The sequence below is a fragment of the Enterobacter sp. RHBSTW-00318 genome (assembly GCF_014101375.1).
In the GTDB taxonomy this organism is placed as follows: domain Bacteria; phylum Pseudomonadota; class Gammaproteobacteria; order Enterobacterales; family Enterobacteriaceae; genus Enterobacter; species Enterobacter ludwigii.
Genome location: NZ_JABXQH010000001.1, coordinates 3,137,887 through 3,161,355, shown reverse-complemented (window position 1 = coordinate 3,161,355; position 23,469 = coordinate 3,137,887). Strand labels below are relative to the sequence as shown.

General features: G+C 55.3%; 20 protein-coding genes. 11 read left to right on the top strand and 9 right to left on the bottom strand.

The features are described from left to right. Positions 1-45 precede the first annotated feature (45 nt). A complete protein-coding gene (locus HV157_RS15600; RefSeq protein ID WP_182268698.1) occupies positions 46-1,248 on the bottom strand; it encodes an NAD(P)/FAD-dependent oxidoreductase in 1,203 nt (400 codons plus the stop codon). Positions 1,249-1,477: 229 nt separating this feature from the next. Here HV157_RS15600 and pitA point away from each other — a divergent pair, with 229 nt between their 5' ends. Then, positions 1,478-2,977: an inorganic phosphate transporter PitA gene (pitA, locus tag HV157_RS15595; protein WP_014172068.1), complete on the top strand. Its 1,500-nt coding sequence runs from the start codon at positions 1,478-1,480 to the stop codon at positions 2,975-2,977. A gap of 54 nt (positions 2,978-3,031) precedes the next feature. Here pitA and uspB read toward each other — a convergent pair whose 3' ends face one another. Continuing rightward, on the bottom strand, positions 3,032-3,367 hold the full coding sequence (gene uspB, locus HV157_RS15590; RefSeq protein WP_003861224.1) for a universal stress protein UspB: 336 nt from the start codon (positions 3,365-3,367) through the stop codon (positions 3,032-3,034). Between the two features lie 283 nt (positions 3,368-3,650). Between uspB and uspA the strand changes: the two genes are divergently transcribed. Beyond that, positions 3,651-4,088, top strand: coding sequence for a universal stress protein UspA (gene uspA / locus HV157_RS15585; protein WP_003861223.1), 438 nt, complete (start codon positions 3,651-3,653; stop codon positions 4,086-4,088). Positions 4,089-4,174: 86 nt separating this feature from the next. Here uspA and rsmJ read toward each other — a convergent pair whose 3' ends face one another. Together rsmJ and prlC are read right to left on the bottom strand one after the other, a co-directional pair. Continuing rightward, positions 4,175-4,936, bottom strand: a complete 762-nt coding sequence (gene rsmJ / locus HV157_RS15580) for a 16S rRNA (guanine(1516)-N(2))-methyltransferase RsmJ (RefSeq protein ID WP_041162897.1) — start codon at positions 4,934-4,936, stop codon at positions 4,175-4,177. 7 nt (positions 4,937-4,943) lie between these two features. Continuing rightward, positions 4,944-6,986: an oligopeptidase A gene (gene prlC, locus HV157_RS15575; RefSeq protein ID WP_182268697.1), complete on the bottom strand. Its 2,043-nt coding sequence runs from the start codon at positions 6,984-6,986 to the stop codon at positions 4,944-4,946. A gap of 214 nt (positions 6,987-7,200) precedes the next feature. Between prlC and HV157_RS15570 the strand changes: the two genes are divergently transcribed. From HV157_RS15570 to HV157_RS15560, 3 genes are all read left to right on the top strand, one after another. Then, entirely contained in the window at positions 7,201-8,043 is an 843-nt protein-coding gene (locus HV157_RS15570; RefSeq protein ID WP_020884500.1) for a 23S rRNA (adenine(2030)-N(6))-methyltransferase RlmJ, read from the top strand. A gap of 71 nt (positions 8,044-8,114) precedes the next feature. Continuing rightward, entirely contained in the window at positions 8,115-9,467 is a 1,353-nt protein-coding gene (gorA, locus tag HV157_RS15565; protein ID WP_032680113.1) for a glutathione-disulfide reductase, read from the top strand. A gap of 271 nt (positions 9,468-9,738) precedes the next feature. After that, positions 9,739-11,388, top strand: a complete 1,650-nt coding sequence (locus HV157_RS15560; protein ID WP_020884498.1) for an alpha,alpha-trehalase — start codon at positions 9,739-9,741, stop codon at positions 11,386-11,388. 60 nt (positions 11,389-11,448) lie between these two features. Here HV157_RS15560 and HV157_RS15555 read toward each other — a convergent pair whose 3' ends face one another. Next, positions 11,449-13,038, bottom strand: a complete 1,590-nt coding sequence (locus HV157_RS15555) for an STY4199 family HEPN domain-containing protein (protein WP_032679187.1) — start codon at positions 13,036-13,038, stop codon at positions 11,449-11,451. A gap of 148 nt (positions 13,039-13,186) precedes the next feature. Between HV157_RS15555 and HV157_RS15550 the strand changes: the two genes are divergently transcribed. Next, positions 13,187-13,726 carry a GNAT family protein gene (locus HV157_RS15550; protein ID WP_182268696.1) on the top strand — a complete coding sequence of 180 codons (540 nt, stop codon included), beginning with the start codon at positions 13,187-13,189 and terminating at the stop codon, positions 13,724-13,726. Positions 13,727-13,797: 71 nt separating this feature from the next. After that, positions 13,798-14,136 (top strand): lysozyme, encoded by a 339-nt coding sequence (locus tag HV157_RS15545; RefSeq protein WP_014172077.1) that lies wholly within the window; start codon positions 13,798-13,800, stop codon positions 14,134-14,136. On the opposite strand, the gene HV157_RS15540 is transcribed toward HV157_RS15545, so the two are convergent. Together HV157_RS15540 and HV157_RS15535 are read right to left on the bottom strand one after the other, a co-directional pair. Then, entirely contained in the window at positions 14,115-14,717 is a 603-nt protein-coding gene (locus HV157_RS15540) for a response regulator transcription factor (protein ID WP_182268695.1), read from the bottom strand. The genes HV157_RS15545 and HV157_RS15540 overlap by 22 nt on opposite strands. Before the next feature lie 173 nt (positions 14,718-14,890). Beyond that, positions 14,891-15,649 carry an SDR family oxidoreductase gene (locus HV157_RS15535; protein ID WP_044857220.1) on the bottom strand — a complete coding sequence of 253 codons (759 nt, stop codon included), beginning with the start codon at positions 15,647-15,649 and terminating at the stop codon, positions 14,891-14,893. 119 nt (positions 15,650-15,768) lie between these two features. Here HV157_RS15535 and HV157_RS15530 point away from each other — a divergent pair, with 119 nt between their 5' ends. The 3 genes from HV157_RS15530 (at position 15,769) to HV157_RS15520 (ending at position 19,328) form a co-directional block, all read left to right on the top strand. Continuing rightward, entirely contained in the window at positions 15,769-16,668 is a 900-nt protein-coding gene (locus HV157_RS15530; RefSeq protein ID WP_182268694.1) for a LysR family transcriptional regulator, read from the top strand. A gap of 50 nt (positions 16,669-16,718) precedes the next feature. Further along, entirely contained in the window at positions 16,719-17,744 is a 1,026-nt protein-coding gene (gene yhjD, locus HV157_RS15525) for an inner membrane protein YhjD (protein ID WP_182378520.1), read from the top strand. Between the two features lie 261 nt (positions 17,745-18,005). After that, complete coding sequence (locus HV157_RS15520; protein ID WP_047355821.1) at positions 18,006-19,328, top strand: MFS transporter; 1,323 nt, start codon at positions 18,006-18,008, stop codon at positions 19,326-19,328. Positions 19,329-19,388: 60 nt separating this feature from the next. Here the strand turns inward: HV157_RS15520 and HV157_RS15515 are convergent, their stop codons facing one another. Continuing rightward, positions 19,389-21,431 (bottom strand): AsmA family protein, encoded by a 2,043-nt coding sequence (locus tag HV157_RS15515; RefSeq protein ID WP_182268692.1) that lies wholly within the window; start codon positions 21,429-21,431, stop codon positions 19,389-19,391. A gap of 65 nt (positions 21,432-21,496) precedes the next feature. After that, positions 21,497-22,270: a cyclic-guanylate-specific phosphodiesterase gene (gene pdeH, locus HV157_RS15510; RefSeq protein WP_020884490.1), complete on the bottom strand. Its 774-nt coding sequence runs from the start codon at positions 22,268-22,270 to the stop codon at positions 21,497-21,499. A 228-nt stretch (positions 22,271-22,498) separates the two neighbouring features. Here pdeH and HV157_RS15505 point away from each other — a divergent pair, with 228 nt between their 5' ends. Then, complete coding sequence (locus tag HV157_RS15505) at positions 22,499-23,428, top strand: sugar kinase (RefSeq protein WP_014172085.1); 930 nt, start codon at positions 22,499-22,501, stop codon at positions 23,426-23,428. Positions 23,429-23,469 lie beyond the last annotated feature (41 nt).

Below are 23,469 nucleotides of genomic sequence, written 5' to 3'. Positions count from 1 at the left end.
TCGTTTTTTGAGAATGGTTACAACTTTAGTGCTTTGTGTACAACTTTATTGTCCTCGGACACCTGCCAGCGCCTGAGCACACGCCCAGGCACTTGCCCATGCCCACTGGAAATTGTACCCGCCGAGCCAGCCGGTCACATCCATCACCTCACCAATAAAATAGAGCCCCGGCACGTTGCGCGCTTCCATGGTGCGTGAGGAGAGTTCATGGGTGTCGACCCCACCAAGCGTCACTTCCGCCGTGCGGTAGCCTTCGGTACCGTTGGGCTGCACCCGCCAGGCTGTCAGCGTCTCAACCAGCACCTCCTGTTCGCGGCTGTTAAGCTGCTTGAGCGACACATCCGGGATCTGCCCCAGCACCTGCAAACATTCCACCAGACGTTTTGGCAACTGCATGGCCAGCGTGTTTTTCAGGCTTTGATTCGGGTGCGCCGCGCGTTGCTCGTTGAGGAAAGCCTCCAGGTCGCAATCGGGTAGCAGGTTAACCGTGACAAACTCCCCCGGCTGCCAGTAGCTGGAGATTTGCAGTACCGCCGGGCCGGAAAGACCACGGTGGGTAAACAGCAGGTTTTCACGGAACACCGTACCGTCTTCAGCCGTAATGACCGACGGCACCGAGACGCCAGAAAGCGTCTGGAGCTGTTCCAGCAGGGGCTTATGCAGGGTGAACGGTACCAGCCCCGCACGGGTGGGCAGCACGTTCAGGCCAAACTGTTCGGCAATCTTGTAGCCGAATGGTGAAGCACCCAGCCCCGGCATGGAGAGGCCACCGCTGGCAATCACCAGGTTATCGGCGCTGACGCTTTCCCCGTTTAACTGCAGCGTGTAGCCCTGCTCATCGCGGGACACCTCCAGCACTTCCGTGCGCAGGCGCATCACCACGCCGCCCTTCTCGCACTCGGCCACCAGCATATCGACAATCTGCTGGGCGGAGTCATCACAGAACAGCTGGCCCAGCGTCTTCTCATGCCATGCGATACCGTGCTTACCCACCAGGTCGATAAAGTCCCACTGGGTGTAACGCGCCAGGGCCGATTTGCAAAAATGACGGTTCTGGCTCAGATAAGCTGCGGGTTCGACATAGAGATTTGTAAAGTTGCAGCGCCCGCCACCGGACATCAGAATTTTACGTCCTGGCTTTTTACCGTTATCCAGCAACAGCACGCGACGACCCGCCTGTCCGGCCATCGCCGCACAAAACATACCCGCCGCACCGGCGCCAATTACCACGGCATCAAACCTTTCCACGTCAAAATCCTCTTCGTTAACTGCCGCGGATTGTAAAGTTTCCTCTGTGGTCACACCAGCGTAATTAACCGAGATATCAGTCATATACTTGAAATATAAAATATATTTCTTTACCTAACGCCAACAAAGCCGAAGTTATATCAAAAAAAAGCTATATTTCACTTTGCCCGTCGCGCATTTGTCCTGGATAATGCGCCGCGTTCATGTCCTCAAAATGGCGTAACGTCCTATGCTACATTTGTTTGCTGGCCTGGATTTACATACCGGGCTTTTATTATTGCTTGCTCTGGTTTTTGTACTGTTTTACGAAGCGATCAACGGCTTCCACGACACTGCAAACGCAGTAGCAACGGTTATCTACACTCGCGCAATGCGATCGCAGCTCGCGGTTGTTATGGCGGCGGTATTTAACTTTTTTGGTGTTCTTCTGGGTGGACTGAGCGTTGCATATGCGATCGTGCATATGTTGCCAACGGATCTGCTTCTCAACGTTAGTTCTGGCCATGGCCTCGCTATGGTGTTCTCAATGCTGCTTGCTGCAATTATCTGGAACCTCGGTACCTGGTATTTCGGCCTGCCTGCATCCAGTTCTCACACCCTCATCGGCGCGATTATCGGTATTGGGTTAACGAATGCCCTCATGACCGGTACCTCGGTTGTTGATGCGTTAAACATCCCGAAAGTGCTGGGAATTTTCGCCTCACTGATTGTCTCCCCTATCGTGGGTCTGGTGGTCGCAGGCGGATTGATTTTCATCCTGCGTCGTTACTGGAGCAATACGAAAAAACGCTCCCGTATTCACCTGACGCCGGCAGAGCGTGAGAAGAAAGACGGCAAGAAAAAGCCGCCATTCTGGACGCGGATTGCCCTGATCCTTTCCGCTATCGGCGTTGCCTTCTCTCACGGCGCGAACGACGGTCAGAAAGGCATTGGTCTGGTAATGCTGGTACTGATTGGCGTCGCACCGGCGGGATTCGTGGTCAACATGAACGCCTCCGGTTACGAAATCACCCGTACCCGTGATGCGGTGAACAACGTTGAAATCTATTTCCAGCAACACCCTGAGCTGCTGAAGAAGGCAACCGGCGTTGACCAGTTGATCCCTTCTCCTGAAGCAGGCGCTACCACTGCGCCGGGCGAATTCCACTGCCATCCGGCAAACGCGATTAACGCGCTGGAACGTGCCAAAGGCATGCTGGGTAATATCGAAAGCTACGACAAACTGTCCGTTGAGCAACGTGGTCAACTGCGTCGCATTATGCTGTGCATCTCTGATGTCACGGATAAAGTGGCGAAGCTGCCAGAAGTGAATGCTGACGACCAGCGTCTGCTGAAGAAACTGAAAGGCGATATGCTCAATACTATTGAGTACGCGCCAATCTGGATCATCATGGCTGTCGCACTGGCTCTCGGTATCGGTACGATGATTGGCTGGCGTCGTGTGGCGACCACCATCGGCGAGAAGATCGGTAAGAAAGGCATGACGTATGCGCAGGGTATGTCCGCGCAGATGACGGCGGCGGTTTCAATCGGTCTGGCGAGCTATACCGGTATGCCAGTTTCGACCACCCACGTACTCTCCTCTTCCGTGGCAGGGACCATGATTGTTGACGGCGGCGGTCTGCAACGCAAAACCGTGACCAACATTCTGATGGCCTGGGTATTTACCCTTCCGGCCTCTATCCTGCTGTCGGGTGGGTTGTACTGGATTTCGCTGAAGCTTATCTAATCGGCAGAACGCGATAAAAAAGCGGGTCAGGAAACTGACCCGCTTTTTTTATGCTCAGTGCCAAATCATCAAGGCAATCATGCTGACCACAACCAGACCACACAGGGCGCTGGTTAAAATGAACTGACGGCGAAGACGCTCGCAACGGCGAATAAACTCTTCATCGTGGTGATCGCGATAGCGCTGGTAATAGATATACCCTACCAGACGCATCTGCTTGCTGGGCTGTCCGTGCGAGGTGAAGAACCCTCCACCGTCCACATACTGATAAAGCAACGGATCGCAACCACGAAGTACCACTAACAGCGCACGTAACGATGAGAAGTAGCGCGCCATATTCACTATGCAAACTACGCATAACGCCCAAAACAATGCGACGGTGCTAATCATACATCCTCCCCGGCGTACGCCCACGAAGCAAGGCCTCTGAGCTACCGCACTCCAGTGCCCTGACAGACAGTTCAGTGAAAGAATGAACAAAAGTCGATCCGGTTCGCGTTTTAATATCCGAACGGCTCATTAAATAGTGTAGGAGATCCGTTAATTTTTTTGCCACAAGGTTAATCGTTATCAACACCAAAGCTTGAAAAATATGTTTTACTGGGCCGTAATGAAAGCATCAGACGACGGCTTTTCCATTTAGTCATCGATAACTTAAGGAAGGAGTAACACTATGGCTTACAAACACATTCTCATCGCGGTAGACCTCTCTCCGGAGAGTAAAGTGCTGGTTGATAAAGCGGTATCCATGGCACGCCCTTACAACGCGAAAGTTTCTCTTATCCACGTTGATGTGAATTACTCCGACCTCTATACCGGTCTGATTGACGTCAATCTCGGTGATATGCAGAAACGCATCTCTGAAGAGACACACCACGCCCTGAGCGAACTGTCCACCAACGCGGGCTACCCTATCACCGAAACCTTAAGCGGCAGCGGCGATCTGGGTCAGGTGCTGGTTGATGCGATTAAGAAATACGATATGGACCTGGTCGTTTGTGGTCACCACCAGGACTTCTGGAGCAAGCTGATGTCTTCAGCGCGTCAGCTGATTAACACCGTTCATGTGGATATGCTGATTGTTCCACTGCGTGACGAAGAAGACGAGTAAGTCTGCTTTCCCTCTCCCACCGGGAGAGGGAACCGTTCGAGCCTCTTTCCAGCGCGGGTTGGGGTGACGGCATCAAACCGCACACCCTAACCTTCCTGTTCCGGCGTCCCCGAATAAATATCAAACCGGTGCCCTTTGGTGACCACCGCATTGGCCGTGGCCACGTCCGCCAGCGGCGGCGCATAGTCCGGACGTTTCACCACCACGCGCTTCGTGGCTAGCTGACGAGCAGGCACAAGCAAACCATCCGCGTCTAAATCCGGCCCGACCAGCGACTGGAACACCCGCATCTCTTTCTTCACCAGCGCGCTTTTCTGCTTATGCGGGAACATCGGGTCGAGGTAGACCACCTGCGGACGCGGAGTGATATCGGTCAGCGCCGTCAGGCTGGAGGCGTGAATCAACTGCAAGCGTGCCTGCAGCCACGGTCCAATCTCCGGGTCGGCATAGCCGCGCGTCAGCCCGTCGTCGAGCAGCGCGGCCACGACCGGATTGCGCTCCAGCATCCGCACGTGACACCCTACCGAGGCCAGGACAAACGCATCGCGCCCTAAACCCGCCGTGGCATCCACCACGTCCGGAAGATAGCTTCCTTTGACGCCAACCGCTTTGGCAACCGCTTCACCGCGACCGCCGCCGAACTTGCGCCGGTGCGCCATAGCGCCCCCCACAAAATCGACAAATATCCCGCCGAGCCTGGGTTCGTCACGCTTACGTAATTCCAGATGCGCCGGCGTCATCACCAGCGCCATCAGGTTTTCATCATCATGCTCCAGCCCCCAGCGGGCGGCCAGAACAGATAAGGCGCCGTCTCCGGCACCTGTTTCATCGACTAAACAGATCTTCACGTAACGGTTAGCCTTTAATTCCGTAGTGCTCAAGCATCGCATCCAGCTGCGGCTCGCGGCCACGGAAGCGTTTGAACAGCACCATTGGCTCTTCAGAACCGCCGCGCGTCAGGATGTTATCAAGGAACGACTGGCCGGTTTCACGGTTGAAAATGCCCTCTTCTTCAAAGCGAGAGAACGCATCCGCCGCCAGCACGTCGGCCCACAGGTAGCTGTAATAGCCTGCCGCATAGCCGCCCGCGAAGATATGGCTGAACGCGTGCGGGAAGCGGCCCCAGGTTGGGCCAGGAATAACGGCGACCTGCTTTTTGATCTCGGCCAGCGTCTCGAGGATTTTCGCCCCCTTCTCCGGACTAAACTCGGCGTGCAGACGGAAGTCGAACAGGCCGAACTCCAGCTGGCGCAGGATAAACATCGCCGCCTGGTAGTTTTTCGCCGCCAGCATTTTATCCAGCAGTTCTTTCGGCAGCGGCTCGCCGGTTTCGTAATGGCCGGAGATAAACGCCAGCGCGTCCGGCTCCCAGCACCAGTTTTCCATAAACTGGCTTGGCAGTTCGACCGCATCCCATGGCACACCGCTGATACCGGCAACGCCTGCGGTTTCGATACGGGTCAGCATATGGTGCAGGCCGTGGCCGAACTCGTGGAACAGGGTAATCACTTCGTCATGGGTAAACAGCGCAGGCTTGCCATTCACCGGACGGTTGAAGTTACAGGTCAGGTACGCCACCGGCTTCTGCAGGGAGCCGTCCGCTTTACGCATCTGCCCGACGCAATCATCCATCCATGCACCGCCGCGTTTGTTCTCGCGAGCGTACAGATCCAGGTAGAAGCTCCCGCGCAGCTCGTTCTTCTCGTCATACAGTTCGAAGAAGCGCACGTCCGGATGCCAGACGTCGATGTCGGTACGTTCTTTGGCGGTGATCCCGTAAATGCGTTTAACCACTTCAAACAGACCGTTAACGGCTTTGTTTTCCGGGAAGTAAGGACGCAGCTGCTCATCGCTGATGCTGTAAAGGTGCTGTTTCTGTTTTTCGCTGTACCAGGCGATATCCCACGGCTGCAGCTCGTCGACACCGTATTCCGCTTTCGCGAAGGCGCGCAGCTGTGCCAGCTCTTTCTCGCCCTGCGGACGCGCACGTTTCGCCAGGTCAGTCAGGAAATCGAGGACCTGCTGTGGATTTTCCGCCATTTTGGTGGCGAGGGATTTGGAGGCGTAGCTCTCAAAGCCCAGCAGCTGTGCCAGCTCGTGACGCAGCGCGAGGATTTCAGCCATCACCGGGCTGTTATCCCACTTACCGGCATTCGGGCCCTGATCGGAAGCGCGGGTGCTGTACGCACGGTACATCTCTTCGCGCAGCGCCTGATTGTCGCAGTAGGTCATGACCGGCAGGTAGCTTGGGATATCCAGGGTTAAGAGGAAGCCTTCCTGCTCTTTCGCTTCGGCCTGCGCTTTCGCCGCCGCCAGCGCGCTTTCCGGCATACCGGCCAGCTCGGCTTCGTCGGTAATCAGCTTCGTCCAGCCCATGGTCGCGTCCAGCACGTTGTTGCTGTACTGGTTGCCCAGCTCAGACAGACGGGCCGCAATTTCACCGTAACGGGTCTGTTTCTCTTTCGGCAAACCAATACCGGAGAGTTCGAAATCACGCAGAGCGTTATCGACCGATTTTTTCTGCGCGATGTTAAGTTCGGCATAGTGGTCGCCATCGCGCAGGTCGCGATAGGCTTTGTACAGCCCCTCGTGTTGACCAACCCAGGTGCTGTACTCAGAGAGCAACGGCAGGGTTTGTTCATACGCTTCACGGAGTTCCGGGCTGTTTTTCACTGAATTCAGATGGCTTACCGGGGAGAAGAGGCGTCCCAGCACGTCATCCACTTCGGCCAGCGGCTGACACAGATTTTCCCAGGTGTACGGCGCGCCCTGCGCCACCACGCTTTCTACCGCCGCACGGCAGTTGTCCAGCGCCTGTGTTACGGCTGGAACCACATGCTCAGGGCGGATTTTAGAAAACGGTGGCAACGAAAAAGGCGTCAGTAATGGATTGGTCATAAACGCTGTCCTGTTGAATAAGATGAATGAAGCGCGCATCCGGCGCTGTGCATATGCGATCTAGAATGGGGATAAGTGTAGAGGATTTCAATGCCAGACGTTGCGCTTTCGCGGCAGGATAAACTTTTCTGTATACTGTGGCGATACGCTCTATTTTTGCCCGATGGCGCTACGCTTATCAGGCCTACGTTTACTACCTGGAACACATTCATTCATGCTCAGTTATCGCCACAGCTTTCACGCAGGCAACCACGCCGACGTCCTTAAACACACCGTTCAGAGCCTGATCATTGAATCACTCAAAGAGAAAGATAAACCGTTTCTCTATCTGGACACCCACGCGGGCGCGGGACGTTATCAGCTGAGCGGCGAACATGCCGAACGCACCGGGGAATACCTGGAAGGGATCGCCCGCATCTGGCAGCAGGACGACCTGCCGGCAGAGCTGGAGCCCTACATTGGTGTGGTGAATCATTTTAACCGCAACGGCCAGCTGCGCTACTACCCTGGCTCGCCGTTGATTGCCCGCCAGCTGCTGCGCGAGCAGGACAGCCTTCAGCTGACCGAGCTGCACCCAAGCGACTTCCCGCTGCTGCGTTCTGAATTCCAGAAAGACAGCCGCGCCCGTGTGGAAAAGGCGGATGGCTACCAGCAGCTGAAGGCCAAACTGCCGCCGGTATCCCGTCGCGGTCTGGTGCTGATCGACCCGCCTTATGAGATCAAAACCGACTATCAGGCGGTAGTGAGCGGTATTAACGACGGCTACAAACGTTTTGCGACGGGCACCTATGCCCTGTGGTATCCGGTGGTGCTGCGCGCGCAAATTAAACGCATGATCAAAGACCTGGAAGCGACCGGTATCCGCAAAATTCTGCAAATTGAACTGGCCGTGCGCCCGGACAGCGACCAGCGCGGCATGACCGCTTCCGGCATGATTGTGATCAACCCGCCATGGAAGCTCGAAGCGCAGATGAACAACGTGCTGCCATGGCTGCACAAGACGCTGGTGCCGGCCGGAACGGGCCATGCCACCGTCAGTTGGATCGTGCCGGAGTAATCGCAGTCATCGGTGGAAACTATTGATTTCAGGTATACAATCGCGGCAATTCACGATTAAGGATAAAAGCTATGACTAAGCATTATGACTACATCGCAATCGGCGGCGGCAGCGGCGGCATCGCCTCCATCAACCGCGCGGCCATGTATGGCCAGAAATGTGCGCTGATCGAAGCCAAAGCGCTGGGCGGCACCTGCGTCAACGTGGGTTGTGTACCGAAGAAAGTGATGTGGCATGCGGCCCAAATCCGTGAAGCAATCCATATGTATGGCCCGGATTACGGCTTTGACACCACCATCAATAACTTTGACTGGAACAAGCTGATCGCCAGCCGTACAGCCTATATCGACCGTATTCATACCTCGTACGACAATGTGCTGGGCAAGAACAACGTCGATGTTATTCATGGTTTTGCGCGCTTTGTTGATGCGAAGACGATCGAAGTTAACGGTGAGACGATCACTGCCGATCACATCCTGATCGCGACCGGCGGGCGTCCGAGCCACCCGGATATTCCCGGTGTGGAATACGGTATCGACTCCGACGGTTTCTTCGAGCTGCCTGCTCTGCCAGAACGTGTTGCCGTGGTGGGCGCGGGATACATCGCCGTAGAACTGGCCGGTGTGATTAATGGCCTGGGCGCAGAAACGCACCTGTTCGTGCGTAAACACGCGCCGCTGCGCAACTTTGACCCGCTGATCGTCGATACGCTGGTCGAAGTGATGAATACCGAAGGCCCAACGCTGCACACCCACGCCGTGCCAAAAGCGGTCGTGAAAAATGCAGACGGTAGCCTGACGCTTGAGCTGGAAGATGGCCGTAGCCAGACCGTGGATTGCCTGATCTGGGCGATTGGTCGTGAACCGGCTAACGACAACTTCAACCTGGCGGCGACGGGCGTTAAAACCGATGAGAAAGGGTATATCGTTGTCGATAAATTCCAGAACACCAGCGTTCCGGGCATTTACGCGGTGGGCGATAACACCGGTGCGGTCGAACTGACGCCGGTTGCGGTTGCCGCGGGCCGTCGCCTCTCTGAGCGTCTGTTTAACAACAAACCGGAAGAGCATCTGGACTACAGTAACATTCCGACCGTGGTCTTCAGCCACCCGCCAATCGGCACAGTGGGCTTAACAGAACCTCAGGCGCGCGAGCAGTATGGCGACGACCAGGTGAAAGTGTATAAATCCGCGTTCACCGCGATGTATACCGCCGTCACCTCTCACCGTCAGCCATGCCGCATGAAGTTGGTCTGCGTGGGTCCGGAAGAGAAGATTGTCGGTATCCACGGCATTGGCTTTGGCATGGACGAGATCCTGCAGGGCTTCGCCGTGGCGTTGAAAATGGGTGCCACCAAGAAAGACTTCGATAACACCGTTGCGATCCACCCGACAGCGGCCGAAGAATTTGTCACCATGCGTTAAGCAAAATGCCCCTCTGCGGAGGGGCGTTTGTTTCAGACATAAATGGTTGCACAACGAATGCTCTGAATTATTTGCCCCATAAATCTGTCTAAAAATCCCTTTTAGCCTTTATTTTTCAGCCAATTGCTGTTCTAACTCCGCAAATACCCCGCGCTTAAAAACGTGATCAACCGCACATTTCCCTCAGCCAACACCGAAGCGAATGTCTACGCTTATAAGACGCCCGGAAAAAACTGTTATTTTGAACACACAACCGGAGGTCCTTATCGCCATGTTCAACCAGAAACTACAGGCTGCCGAGAACATCGAGTTCGAGATTGCAGAAGAGCTGCGCTACGAGACCGATCCCTGCGAGTTAAAACTGGATGAAATGATTGAGGCGGAGCCGGAACCCGAAATGATTGAGGGGCTACCCGCCTCTGATGCTCTGACGCCCGCCGATCGCTATCTGGAACTGTTCGAGCACGTGCAGTCGACACGGCTGTTTGCGGACAGCAAAACCTTCCCCGACTGTGCCCCGAAGATGGATCCTCTGGATATTCTGATCCGCTATCGCAAGGTCAGACGCCACCGGGATTTCGACCTGCGCCGGTTCGTGGAGAACCACTTCTGGCTGCCAGAGACCTATACCACGGAATATGTCTCCGACCCCGGCCTGTCGCTAAAAGAGCACATTGACAGCCTGTGGCCCGTGCTGACGCGCGAGCCGCAGGACCACATCCCCTGGTCTTCTCTGCTGGCGCTGCCGCAGGCCTATATCGTGCCCGGCGGGCGTTTTAGCGAGACCTATTACTGGGATTCCTACTTCTCCATGCTGGGTCTGGCAGAGAGCGGACGTAACGATCTGCTGAAATGTATGGCGGATAACTTCGCGTGGTTGATTGAACGCTACGGTCATATCCCGAACGGTAACCGTACCTATTATCTCAGCCGCTCCCAGCCGCCGGTATTTGCCCTGATGGTGGAGCTGTTTGAAGAGGATGGTGTGCGCGGTGCAAAGCGCTACCTTGAACACCTCAAAATGGAGCATGCCTTCTGGATGGACGGGGCGGAATCGCTGCTGCTTAATCAGGCCTATCGCAGCGCGGTGCGTATGCCGGATGGCTCGCTGTTAAACCGCTACTGGGACGACCGTGACACGCCGCGTGATGAATCATGGATTGAGGATGTGGAAACCGCCCGTCACTCTGGCCGTCCGCCGAATGAGGTTTATCGCGATTTGCGCGCAGGCGCGGCCTCCGGCTGGGATTACTCCTCGCGCTGGCTGCGGGAGCCTGGCCGACTTGCCAGCATCCGCACCACGCAATTTATCCCTATCGATTTGAACGCGTTCCTGTTCAAGCTGGAAAGCGCGATCGCCAATATTTCGGCATCGAAAGGGGATAAAGAGACCGCGGAACTGTTCCGCCAGAAAGCCAGCGATCGCCGCGCCGCGGTGAACCGGTATCTGTGGGATGACGAGAATGGCTGTTACCGTGACTACGACTGGCGCCGCGAGGTCATGGCGCTGTTCTCAGCGGCGAGCATTGTGCCGCTGTACGTTGGCATGGCGACTCACGAGCAGGCTGAACGCTTGTCGGATGCGGTAAAAGCACGTCTGCTGACGCCGGGCGGGATTCTGGCCACCGAGTACGAAACCGGCGAGCAGTGGGATAAACCCAACGGCTGGGCGCCGCTGCAGTGGATGGCGATTCAGGGCTTCAAACAGTACGGCAATGACTCGCTGGGCGATGAGATTGCCTGGAGCTGGCTGCAGACGGTGAATCATTTCTATAAAGCCCACCATAAGCTGATTGAGAAATATCACATCGCCAGCAGTACGCCGCGCGAAGGGGGCGGGGGTGAGTACCCGCTGCAGGATGGCTTCGGCTGGACTAACGGCGTGGTACGGCGGTTGATAGGGTTGTATGGGGAGCCGTGACCTTCTGCGGTCTGATGCCCGTATCCATCCCTCTCCTCCCGGGAGAGGGAGAAGACAGGATTAACGAATCACTTCATAAATGGCGGTCTGGATGGACTGCCATTTTTTTGTGGTGGCATCCGGCTGTGATTGTGCCCGACGCGTCGCCAAATCCAGATCATGCTGCTGGCGCTTCACCACGGCAGGCACGGTGCAAAACGCCTTCAGATACTGTTTACGCATTGACGTCAGGGACTCGCCATTCGACATGGCATGGCTGAGCGTGTTGATAAAGCGCCGGCACGGCTTCTGTTCCACCATGTTCTGTCGGTAGCGCAACATCAGCTCCAGAACGTCGTCATAGTCAGCCGACATCGCCTCTTCCGTCCAGGAGAGCTTCCAGTCCATCCCTCCCTGCAAAAACAGCAGTGCCACCCGGGTATCATTGCGGTTAATCGCCGAGCGGAAATTATTCTCGTCCCAGGTCACGCCCATGCGCGACAGCGTCTCGCGCGAGGAGGGGGTTTCGCGCATCTCCTGAGGCTGGGCCGTTTCTGCAACGTTCCCGGCTGCAGGCTGGGGTTTACTGCTGGTTACCAGCCAGAAGCCGCCCGCCACAATGGCAATCACCATCACGCCAACCGCCCCCCATAACGCGCCGGAAATAAGCTGCTCACGCTGTTCTGGCGTGCGCGGTGCGCGCTGGGTCGGTTTTTCAATCGTGTCACGAACCTCAAAGAGATCCCCGCCGGTCACACGATCCATTTTCTGCGCCTTTTCCCAGAAAGCATGCAGCTCGCTGGCATCCACCGCCATCAGTCCGGCCGGGTTGACGCGGGTTCTCCCCTCTTCAAAAGCACGTTGAACCGGTCGGGTGATCTGCGTGTAGTAGTTATCCAGCAGCTGGATTTGCGCCGAACTTAACGCTTTCTGCACGGTAATATTGTTGCGGATTTGCCGAATATCATCGAGGAAGGTTTGCAGGGTTTTCCGCGGTTCCACCATCAGCGTGAGCATTGACGGATCGCTAAACAGCGAGGCGTAGTAGCGGCTGAACTCTTTTTTATCCACCAGCATCTGTGCCAGCTCACTGAACATCATGCCGCTCAGCACATCATTGATGTCACCAAGCTTCAGCCAGCGCCGCACGCGGTCCGCGTTAAACAGGGTTTTAAGATGGTTATTCAGCCGCACCTGATCGGGCCAGGCCTGCTGGATCAGCCCTTTTATCATCAACTCAATCGTACGCACCTGCTTGTGCGCCTGTTGTTGCTGGAGTTCACTGCCTGGCGCCACTTCGGTGCTGTAGGTCAGAAGAGGCTGCTGCAAACGAAGGTGCTCGAGTGTGGTCACAAACCGCATCGCGGCAATCAGCTGGTTTTCACTGACATCCTGACCGCTTTCGTACTGAGGAACACGCTGCTGAAGCAGACGCAATTGCAGCGTGAATTCGGACATCTCCGCGTCATTCAAATTGAGCGTCTTCGCAACCGCATTCCAGCCCCCCAGGCCTAAACGCGCGCTGTCCAGTTGTTCCAGAAACCAGCGTGGATCTTTTCCCTCAGAAACATGTACATTCAGGAGAAGTAAAATTTCAACCGAGGCCTGGCGAATAACCGCCAGACAGTGTTCGAACTGTTCGCGGATAGGGTGTGCTGTGCTGAGAGTCATTGTTTTCCTTAAGCGACAACGAAGACAACCAGAATGGGCCCGTAATGGCCGTTTTTCTTTTTATTTATACGAGGTTAACCATACCTGACTTTCTGTTGAAATAAAGTGACACCACGAAAATCATTTTAAATGTTTCAGGAGAATCTGAATGCCTGTCTTAACGACATCGCGTCTTATCTGTTCACCGCTGCAAGACCATGACTGGCCCTTTTTCCTGGCGTTACAGCACGACCCCGAGGTGATGCGTTTTGTCGCGGAAGATCGCCCCGTGGAGGCGATCCGCGAGGCATTCGAATCTCGTCTGACGCCCTGGGCGCCGGGCAGCGCGCACTGGCTTTGCCTCGTTGTGCGTGACGCCACCTCCGGCGTACCGCTCGGCGTCACCGGTTATATTCATCGCGATGACGATTGCGCGGAAGTGGGTTTTCTTTTTGCACCTGCGGCCCAGGGGAAAGGCTACGGCTTCGAATCGCTGCAGGCGCTGTGCGGTTACGCCTTTCATCAGGGCGGCATACGCCGCCTCACCGCCACCGTCACGGCGGGGAATATCGCCTCCAGACGCCTGCTGGAAAAAACGGGCTTTCGTCTGGAAGGTGAGTTACGCGAGAGTTATTACCTTGGCGGACAATGGCATAATGACTGGCTGTTCGGTTTATTGAAGCAGGAATATCTCAGCAATTATTCCTGACCTATAGCCATTTGGCGGATATTTCGCGTGCGTCGTTTCCTCTACAATATTGCCATTAAGAGGAAACGAATATGAAAGGTCATGCGCTGAAGATATCTTCTGCCGCCATTGCGTTAATAAAAAAACACCAGGGGCTTTCTCTGGAGAAATATCGTGATGAAAACGGTTTATGGGTTATTGGCTATGGCCATGTTATTCGCCAGGGCGAATGTTTTCAGCGTCTTATCACGCCGCTACAGGCTGAATATTTACTTCACGATGATATTCAGCTGTGCGAAACGCTGCTGCGGGAAAAATTTAAACGCCCGTTAACCCAACAGCAGCACGACGCGCTGGTTTTGATGATGCTCAGTTTCGGTGAGACGACCTCACTCCCGACCGCAATTCTTCAGGCCGTCGCCCGGGTATAGTACATCGCGGCCTGGGTTCTGTTTTTCACCTCCAGGCGGCGGAAAAGCGCTTCCAGGTGCGCTTTCACCGTGGCGGCGCTGATGTTGAGATTGCGTCCGATCTCTTTGTTGGACTCCCCCGCCGCCAGTAATTTCAGGACTTCGCGCTGGCGTTCGCTTAAGGATAATAACGCCTGCGGCGCCGACGGTTGCCTCACCCACTCACTGGGGAAGCACACCATTCCTCGGGAGACCGAATCCAGCACTGCGGAAAAGCGCTCCGGGTGCGCATTGCGGGGAACAATTGCCATCACGTTTCGCTGCAGCAATTGCTCAACCCATCGGGCCTCTTTTTTAGCCAGAACCATTACCACGCGTATCGACGGAAAACGCTGCATGATCGCTTCCAGCCAGGCGATCCCCTCATCCTCAATTAAATTCCCGTCAATCATGACGATAGCCGAGGGTGACGCTGAAATTTGCGCCCATAAATCTTCTGCCTGACAGCTTCCCGTAATATTTATTTCCGGAATTAATTTCTGAAGACTGTGTATCGCTCCGTGAATAAACAGGGACTGCCTGTCAAACATAATTACCCGCATCGTTTTTCTCCCTCTGAGAGTCGCGAAGGGAGATTCTACAGAGGCATTATTTAAGAAAAAACTCAATGAACGGAGACGTTACAAATCCACCAGTGTTATTTATATCTCCCATTATCTGGACACATTCAATTTGAGGATTTCCTTAAGAGGTTCCATCCCCTTAAGCGAAGGCATCACAGGAACATACCGCCTGATACTTCAATACGTTGCGCATTCATCCAGCCCAGTTTATCGCTGAGCAGCGCCGCAATGGCATCACCGATATCATCCGGCAGCCCTACGCGCCCGAGCGCCGTCTGCGATGCCAGCATCTGATTAAGCTGCGCGTTGTCACGCACGCGTCCGCCGCCAAAGTCGGTTTCTATCGCACCGGGAGCAATGATATTGACGGAGATACCGCGCGCGCCCAGCTCTTTCGCCTGGTAGCGGGTCAGCACTTCCATCGCCCCTTTCATTGCCGCATAGGTGCCGGAACCGGGTTGCGTAAAACGGGCCAGCCCGCTGGAGACGTTCAGGATCCGCCCACCGTCGTTCAGCAAGGGAAGCAAACGCTGCGTCAGGAAAAAAGGCCCTTTGAAATGGATATTCAGCGCCTCATCAAACTGGGCTTCCGTTGTCTCGGCATAGGGCGCGTACAAGCCCGTCCCGGCGTTGTTTAATAAATAATCAAAGGTTTCACGCTGCCATACGGTCTTAAGGATTTCCTGAAGCTGAGCGGCAAAAAGGTCGAAACTGGCAACATCTCCGACGTTGAGCTGCAATGCCGCAGCGTTAACGCCTTTTTGCTGAATTTCGCGCACAACATCCAGCGCGTCCTGTTGGCTTCGGTTATAGGTCAGGATAATTCCCGTTCCGTCTGCTGCCAGCTTTAAGGCCGCGTTTTTACCCAGACCACGGCTACCACCTGTGACTAATGCAATACGTTCAGACATAAGAAACCTCGTTTTGACTGTTGTGGAGATTGAGAAAGAGCTTATTAGGTGATAGAAGATCAATAAAGATGTCGCAGAGCGCTTCACTGTTTCAATTGCAACAACAATGAGCTTCGTCTATGGATAAAATTCACGCAATGCAGCTGTTTGTTCGTGTCGCGGAACTGGAGAGTTTTTCCCGGGCGGCGGAGTCACTGACGCTGCCGAAAGGCAGTGTTTCGCGGCAAATTCAGGCGCTGGAAAACCGACTGGGAATCCAGCTATTGCACCGAACCACGCGTCGCGTAAGCCTGACGCAGGACGGCATGGTGTATTACGAGCGGGCAAAAGATCTTCTGACAAACCTGGATGAACTGGACGGTATGTTCCAGCATGACCCCTCCACCATCAGCGGTCGGTTACGCGTGGATATGCCCGTCAGCGTTGCTCGAAATTTAGTCATCCCCAAACTGCCTGCTTTTCTGCAGCAATATCCGGGCATCGAGCTGGAACTTAGCAGCAGCGATCGCCTGGTGGATGTTATTCGTGAAGGGTTTGATTGTGTGGTACGCGTCGGCGCGCTCAAAGACTCGGGACTTATCGCCCGCCCGCTGGGCAAGCTGTCGGTGATTAACTGCGCCAGCCCGGATTATGTCACGCGTTTTGGCTATCCGGAAACGCTGGAAGATTTGGGTTCACACGCCGTCATTCACTACGCCGCCACGCTGGGAACACGTCCCCAGGGCTTTGAATTTTATAACGGCACGTCGACGCAGTGGGTGAAGACGGGCGGAGTTTTGACCGTCAACAGCACAGAAACGTATCAGGCGGCGTGCATCGCCGGACTGGGTATTATCCAGGTGCCGCGCGTTGGCGTGCGTGACGCTCTGCGCACCAGGAAGTTGATTGAAGTTCTCCCGCAGTACCGGGCGGAACCGATGCCGGTATCGCTGATTTATCCCCACCGGCGCAACCTCTCCCGTCGGGTACATCTGTTTATGGAGTGGCTGACTGCACTCACAAAAGCTTACGTGGATTAGTCGCAAGCTATAATTCAATAACATCCAGCCAAACGAAAAGGAAAAGTCGCGTGACGCCGGAAAACAACCCGCAACGACCTACCCAACATTTAGATTACGAACCCATCCAGAAGATGGAAACCGGGCCTGAAGAAGTAAAAGTGCCAGGCACCGCCAGCAAAGCGCTGGGGACTGTCACCAGCCTGGCAGAGCGGGTACAGCAGTTCCCCATGATTGCGCACCTGATACGCGCAACAGAGCGGTTTAATGACCGCATGGGTAACCAGTTTGGTGCTGCCATCACCTATTTCTCTTTTTTATCGATGATCCCGATCCTGATGGTGTCCTTTGCCGCAGCCGGTTTTGTGCTCGCGTCACACCCAACGCTGCTGCAGGATATCTTCAATAAAATCCTGAATAACGTCAGTGATCCGACCCTCGCCACCACGCTCAAAAACACCATTAATACCGCCGTACAGCAACGTACGACGGTCGGTATCGTCGGTCTGCTGATTGCCCTTTACTCCGGGATTAACTGGATGGGCAACCTCCGCGAGGCCATTCGTGCCCAGTCGCGCGAGGTGTGGGAGCGTAAGCCTCAGGACCAGGAGAAAATCTGGGTTAAGTATCTTCGCGACTTTGTTTCGCTGATTGGCCTGCTCGTCGCGCTGATTGTGACGCTCTCCATCACCTCTGTCGCCGGTTCGGCGCAGCAGATGATTATCTCTGCGCTCTATCTGGATTACATCGAGTGGCTGAAGCCCGCGTGGCGCGGCATTGGACTGGCTATTTCCATCTTCGCCAACTATCTGCTGTTCTTCTGGATCTTCTGGCGCTTGCCCCGCCATCGTCCGCGTAAGAAGGCGCTGATCCGCGGCACATTGATTGCGGCGATAGGCTTTGAAGTGATCAAAATTGTGATGACTTACACTCTGCCATCGCTGGTGAAATCCCCTTCTGGCGCGGCGTTTGGCTCGGTGCTGGGGCTGATGGCGTTCTTCTACTTCTTCGCCCGCCTGACCTTGTTCTGCGCGGCATGGATTGCCACCGCCGAGTACAAAGACGACCCGCGCATGCCGGGTAAAACACACCGATAACGTCTCTCCCGGGCTGAAACTTCAGCCCGATTCATCATTTCAGCATATAAATCCAGTCCGTAACTTTTATTTAACCAAAAACCAGTTTTATCAGCTGATATTTGAAAACTGTGAAGCATTTCATGGAAGTGTTTTGTCTGGCCTGAACATTATCCGCTTTTTGTTGCTTTTATCACCAGCGCGCGGCTTTGTTACAGATTGAAATGTCGCTTTTGCTGTGCGTAATATGGCCTTTCGTCCGACTAAAAATAAGAAAATATTATGCAAGCAACAGCCACAACACTCGACTCCGGTGCGGAAACCGCGCCGGTTAACTCGCGAAACAAAGTTGTCGTCGCCTCGCTGATTGGCACCGCCATTGAGTTCTTCGACTTTTACATTTATGCCACCGCAGCGGTCATTGTCTTCCCGCATATTTTCTTCCCGCAGGGTGACCCGACGGCAGCCACGCTGCAGTCTCTGGCTACCTTTGCGATCGCGTTTGTTGCGCGTCCGATTGGCTCTGCCCTGTTTGGACACTTTGGCGATCGCATCGGCCGTAAGGTCACGCTGGTGGCCTCGCTGCTGACGATGGGGATCTCCACCGTCGCTATCGGCTTGCTGCCTACCTACGAAACCATTGGTATTCTGGCCCCGATGCTGCTGGCGCTGGCGCGTTTTGGTCAGGGTCTGGGGCTGGGCGGTGAATGGGGGGGTGCGGCGCTGCTGGCCACGGAGAACGCACCGGCACGCAAACGCGCGCTGTACGGTTCATTCCCGCAGCTTGGTGCACCGATTGGCTTCTTCTTTGCGAACGGGACTTTCCTGCTGCTCTCCTGGCTGCTGACGGACGAACAGTTCATGAGCTGGGGCTGGCGTATTCCGTTCGTCTTCTCCGCCGTGCTGGTGCTGATTGGCCTGTATGTCCGCGTGTCGCTTCACGAAACGCCGGTTTTCGCTAAAGTTGCTGCCGCGAAAAAACAGGTAAAAGTGCCGTTGGGTACGCTGCTGACTAAACACGTCCGCGTGACGGTACTGGGCACGTTTATCATGCTCGCGACCTATACGCTGTTCTATATCATGACGGTCTACTCAATGACGTTCAGCACCGCCGCCGCGCCGGTTGGGCTCGGCCTGCCGCGTAACGAAGTGCTGTGGATGTTGATGATGGCGGTCATTGGGTTTGGCGTCATGGTGCCGATTGCCGGCCTGCTGGCGGATAAGTTTGGTCGTCGCTCAAGCATGATTGTTATCACCACGCTGATCATTCTGTTTGCCCTGTTCGTCTTCCCGCCGCTGCTGGGTTCAGGTAGCCCTTCGCTGGTGATGGCGTACCTGCTCATTGGTCTGAGCCTGATGGGCCTGACCTTCGGCCCGATGGGTGCGCTGCTGCCAGAGCTGTTCCCGACGGAAGTGCGTTATACCGGTGCGTCGTTCTCCTATAACGTTGCCTCTATTCTGGGTGCGTCCGTTGCGCCTTATATCGCCACCTGGCTGCAGGCAAATTATGGCCTGTTCTACGTGGGCGTTTACCTGGCCGCCATGGCAGCGCTGACGCTGATTGCCCTGCTGCTGACCCACGAGACGAAGCACCAGTCTCTGTAATTCACTGCGGCCTGATACCCTCTCCCCCAGAGAGAGGGTAAAGGTCCCGAAAGCCGTACGTTATTTTTTCATCTGCGACAAAATGTTCCGGCACTGATTCGCATCCCCTTCTGACGGCGAAATTAACGCCAACAGCGCCGCCGCTGGCGTAACCAGCGTCGCGAGTGCTGCCGCCACCGCGCCGCGCGCAATCAGCGGACCGGGTTTCACACCCGCCTGCGGATTTTTAAAGGTCCCACGCACGTAGAGCGGCGAACGCAGGGTGATGATACGAATCCCCTTACTTTCCGGATCGATGGTTAAATCAAGCTGCTCGGAGGCCATACTGGCGGTACCGGTCACGTTGATAACCGCGTTCTCCGTATCGAAAGCAAAAATTTGCGGGCGCGCCACGCCGTTGACCAGATCCAGGTTGGCCGCCGCACAGTTCACCCGCACCTCATCATCACCGAAGATTTGCCCGATGACGTAGTTCCCGACGTTCAGCCCCAGGATCTCCATCAGGTTGCGGCTCACCAGCCCGTCGTTCATCAGAAGCTTCAGGTTACCGTTACTGCTCCCGAGCAGTGCAGCCACGGAATTCCCCACGCCGCGGATATCCGCATCGCCGTTCATTTCACCGAGGGTTTTCTGCATCAATTCCACGTTCGGCATCAGCTCTTTCAGTTTGAGTCGGCGGGCCTTGATATCGGCACGCCCCTGCATCGGCTTTTTATCGCCTTCGAGGTGAATGTTCGATGAGAGGGTCCCACCCGCCATACCAAACTTCAGCGGCTGCAGGCGTAAATCGGCATTTTTAAGCAGGATATGGGTCGAAAGATTGCTGATCGGCAGCGTACTGCCATGTTCGATTTTGCCCCCTTTAAAGCGAACATCCGCATCCATTACGTCCCACTTATCGGTCTCAAAGCGATCGTAAGGCAGGACTTTCCCCGCCGGCTGGCGATCTTTCTTCACCTCTTTTGATTTCGTGCCTTTACCGGAATCAATCCCGATCAGCGGCCCCAAATCGGCCAGCCGCAGCTGGCGAGACTCCACATCGCCTTCCAGTTTCGGACGCGGTTTTCCGGTGGTGTAGGTCAACGAGCCATGGATATCGCTGTCGCCAATACGGCCATTGAAATCGCGATAATCAAATACCGACGATTTTTCCGTATCGATTTTTGCCACCAGATGACCGTCCGTCTCAAACGGTGGCGTATCTGGCAGCAGGACGCCAGTGAGTTCATACAGTTCACCCAGCGAATCACCGGCAAACTTCAGCCGCAGATCAACGCCCCCCATGTTCATAGGATCGTTGACGGTCCCGGTGAAGGCCACCCGCGTGTTCCCGGAGCGGAAATCCCCCTGCACAGGAAATGGCGTCGAGTCGCTTCGAAGCGCCAGCATGCCGCCAATTTTACCGGTGCCGGTCAGGGGCTGCCCTTGGTAGCGTCCTTCGGCCTTCAGGCCGAAAACGTAATCCCCGGCTTTGGCATTATCGCCCTTCGCTTTTGCGCCGGTCACTTCGCTAAACGGCAGCGGTTTGCCCAACGGATCGACCAGGATCTCGATATCAGCTTTGCTGACCTTGTCGTCGATGGCGATCCGCCCGCGATCGAAGAGAATATTGTCGAGACGGAATGACCATGATGAGGGCTGCGCATTGGGATCTTTTTCGTCGCTGCTGGCGAGATCAAACGTCCAGTTGTTGTTCTTTTCGGAAAGGCGGATCAGACGCGCATCGGGCTGCTGAAGCTTGATCCACGGCAGGTAAACCGTTTTGGTCAGTAGCGCTAACGGGGCCAGCGTGGCTTCTACGCGGGGCAGATGCACCATTGTCACGTCAGGAATATCCGGCGGGTTGCCGAGAATGATGTCGTCGGCGTGGACATGCGGCCAGGGGATCCAGCTTCGCCAGCCGGTCTCCTCTTTCTGACGTTCCCACACCACCCCGAGATCGCCGCGTATGGCGAAGGGGCGATTGAGTTCGGTGGAGACTTTCTGGTTGATGGTCGGCTTAAGGCGGTTCCAGTCAAACGTCGCGATAATGACGACGGCGACCACGATCAACAACAATAAAATCCCTGCTGTCCAGGAGATTACCCTGGTTGTTTTTGTCATTGTTATCCCCTTTCCTGATGACCTTACCTGTAAAACTATAGTTCAGACAAAGGGAAGCGGGCAGATCAGAGGATCGTTATCACGGAATCGAGGGTATCCATTGGGACCGGACGAGAGAGGAAATAGCCTTGTGCCGCCGCCGCGGGAGAATTTTGCACATCACGCCACTCTTCCAGCGTTTCCACACCTTCCACAATCACGCCCTGGCAGTAGCGGTTCATCAGCTGTAATAACAGCGTAAACAGATTCCGCCCTTCCGGGGTCTGGCGCAGCATAATGAACAGGTCGCGGGCCACTTTAATGTAGTCGTAACGCACTTCGCTGAGGGCAGAGAAGTTCGCCATCCCGGTGCCAAAGTCATCCAGCCACAGCGGGCCGAATTCGCACATCGAGGCAAATGATGAGTCCTGTGGCAGACGAACATGCTCCACCAGCTCAAAGCGCATCCACGGTAAGGAGGCGATCAGCTCCTGTAATTTCGCGTTCTGGCGCAGCGCCAGCAGGGTGGGTCCATCGACGTTGACCGAGGCGAGGATGGCGTGCTGTTCGAAAAAGGCCTGTTTGGTTGCCAGCATACGGAGCTGTTCTTCCAGCACATCCAGGCGCTGGCGCACGGCAACTTCGGCAAAATAGCGGTCCGGTGCGATACGCTGTGAGGGGTTTGACGGGTGCGTCACGACGGTCAAAATTTCAATAGCCATCAGTCGACCGTCCGTTCGGTAGATCGGCTGATAGGTGTACGCACGCTCACATTGCAGCCAGTAGCGATGCTCCTGCAAGTTCTCAATACTTGCCTCAGGCGTAGTGCTCAGCCGCTGGATAACCTGCTCTGACTTCATTTCAGATGTCCTGTTGTTGGATGGCCTTTCTGGACTCGTCAAAGGGTTATCGGCCCGGCAATTGAGAACTTTATGTTCAATTCACCGGGAAAATGAAATTAAGCGGGCAGAAATTAACAGGAACACGCGCTGGCTCAAATAAAATAATGGAACGTCGTTTTAATATAGTTGACCGCATAATTCACTCAGCGCACACTACCGAAAATTACTCTGTTCAGGTTCACGACTATGACCAAGAAAATTGCCGTGATTGGCGAATGCATGATTGAGCTGTCACAAAAAGGCGCGGAAGTCAGCCGCGGTTTTGGTGGCGATACGTTAAACACCTCCGTTTATATTGCCCGTCAGGTTGCCCCTGAGGCCCTTACCGTGAACTACGTCACCGCCCTGGGGACGGACAGTTTCAGCCAGCAAATGCTGGAAGCCTGGCAGAGTGAGCAGGTGGACACCTCGCTGATACAGCGTATGGAAAACCGCCTGCCGGGGCTTTACTACATTGAAACCGACGATACCGGCGAGCGGACCTTCTACTACTGGCGTAACGAAGCCGCGGCCAAATTCTGGCTGGAGAGCGACGCTGCGGCAGCCATCTGCGAAGCGTTAGCCACCTTTGATTATCTTTATCTGAGCGGGATTAGCCTGGCTATTTTAAGCTCAGCCAGCCGTGAAAAGCTGCTGTCGTTACTGCGTGAATGCCGCGCCAATGGCGGCAAGGTTATTTTCGATAATAACTACCGCCCGCGCCTGTGGGCCAGCCGTGAAGAGACGCAGCAGGTTTATCAGCAGATACTGCAATGCACCGATATCGCCTTTCTGACGCTCGATGATGAAGATGCGCTGTGGGGTGAGAAACCCGTTGATGAGGTGATTGCGCGTACGCAGGCCGCCGGCGTAAGTGAAGTGGTGATTAAGCGCGGGGCTGATTCATGTCTGGTCGCCATCCCAGGTGAAGCCGTCATCGACGTTCCTGCGGTGACGTTGCCGAAAGAGAAAGTGATTGATACGACGGCGGCGGGTGATTCATTCAGTGCGGGCTATCTGGCGGTGCGTCTGACGGGCGGGACGCCTGAAGCGGCAGCCCAGCGTGGACACCTGACGGCGAGCACCGTGATCCAGTATCGCGGGGCAATTATTCCGCGTGAGGCAATGCCACAGTAAAAAAAACCCTCTCCGACAGGGAGAGGGTTCTGGATGAGGGG